2 protein-coding genes are annotated in these 1118 nt (G+C 71.8%); both read right to left on the bottom strand.

Going from position 1 to position 1118, the window contains the following annotated elements; all coding sequences use genetic code 11:
- Positions 1–25: 25 nt before the first annotated feature.
- Positions 26–826, bottom strand: coding sequence for an ABC transporter ATP-binding protein (locus OOT08_RS02955; RefSeq protein ID WP_325091052.1), 801 nt, complete (start codon positions 824–826; stop codon positions 26–28).
- A partial coding sequence (locus OOT08_RS02960; protein WP_325091053.1) for an iron chelate uptake ABC transporter family permease subunit occupies positions 819–1118 on the bottom strand: 300 nt, incomplete at its 5' end. The genes OOT08_RS02960 and OOT08_RS02955, both read right to left, overlap by 8 nt.

Here is a 1118-nt window from a genome sequence, read left to right on the forward strand (position 1 = left end):
GTGGGCCGCATCACGGCGTGGAGGATCACGCGTGGGTCTCCGTTCGGGTCAGGGGTGCGGTGCGCGGGACCCCGCCGACGCCCGGACCGAAGTCCGGCACGATCAGGCGGCGCATCGCGCTCGGGGTGGCGACGTCGGCGGTGCTGATTCCGACGCCGTAGAGTTCGCTGAGCAGGGTCTCCGTGAGCAGCTCCGGGGTGGGTCCGATCCGGACGTCATCCGCGCCCACGATCAGGAGGCTGCGCTCGGCAACGTGGAACGCGTGATCGGGGTGGTGCGTGGTCATCACGACCGTCATCCCCTCGTCCGCGAGCTGCCGGAGGACCCGGAGCACCCGGGCCTGGTTCCGCACGTCGAGTGCGGAGGCCGGTTCATCGAGGACGAGGCTCCGGCACTCCGACACGAGCGCGCGGGCGATGAGCACGAGCTGGCGCTCGCCCCCGCTCAGCCGGGGGTAGCTCCGGTCGGCGAGGTGGCCGATGCCGATTCGCTCCAGGGCCGCCTCGGCGAGCAGCCGGTCGCGCTTGCCCGGCGAGGCGAGGGCGCGCACGTGCCGGGCGCGGCCCATCAGGACCACCTCGCGCACCGAAAACGCGAAGGCGCTGGCGTGGCTCTGCGGGACGAAACCAACGTGCCCGTCGCGCGCTACCCGGCCGCTCGTCGGCTCGCGGAGCCCCGCCAGCGTGGACACGAGCGTCGTCTTGCCGCGCGCGTTCGGGCCGAGCACGGCGAGCACCTCGCCCGCCGGGACGCGCACGGAGACGCCGCGGAAGGTCCACGGCGCGCTCCGAGAGTAGCGGTGCGAGAGCTCGTGTGCCTCAATCATTGCCGCCCCACATTCGCTTCCCGTTCTTGATGAGCAGCCCAACGAAGAAGGGGGCGCCGATGATCGCGGTGAGGATCCCGATCGGGATCTCCGCCGTGGTGAGGGTGCGCGAGAGCGTGTCGATCAGGACGAGGTAGCTTGCGCCCAGCAGGCAGCTGGCGGGCAGCACGATCCGGTTGTCGACCCCGACGAGCATCCGCACCAGGTGCGGCACGACGAGGCCGACCCAGCCGATCACCCCGGTCACGGCGACCGCTCCGGCCGTGATCATGGCCACCGTGATCAGCAGCAC

Source organism: Leucobacter sp. M11 (assembly GCF_035726885.1).
Taxonomy (GTDB): domain Bacteria; phylum Actinomycetota; class Actinomycetes; order Actinomycetales; family Microbacteriaceae; genus JAPFRB01.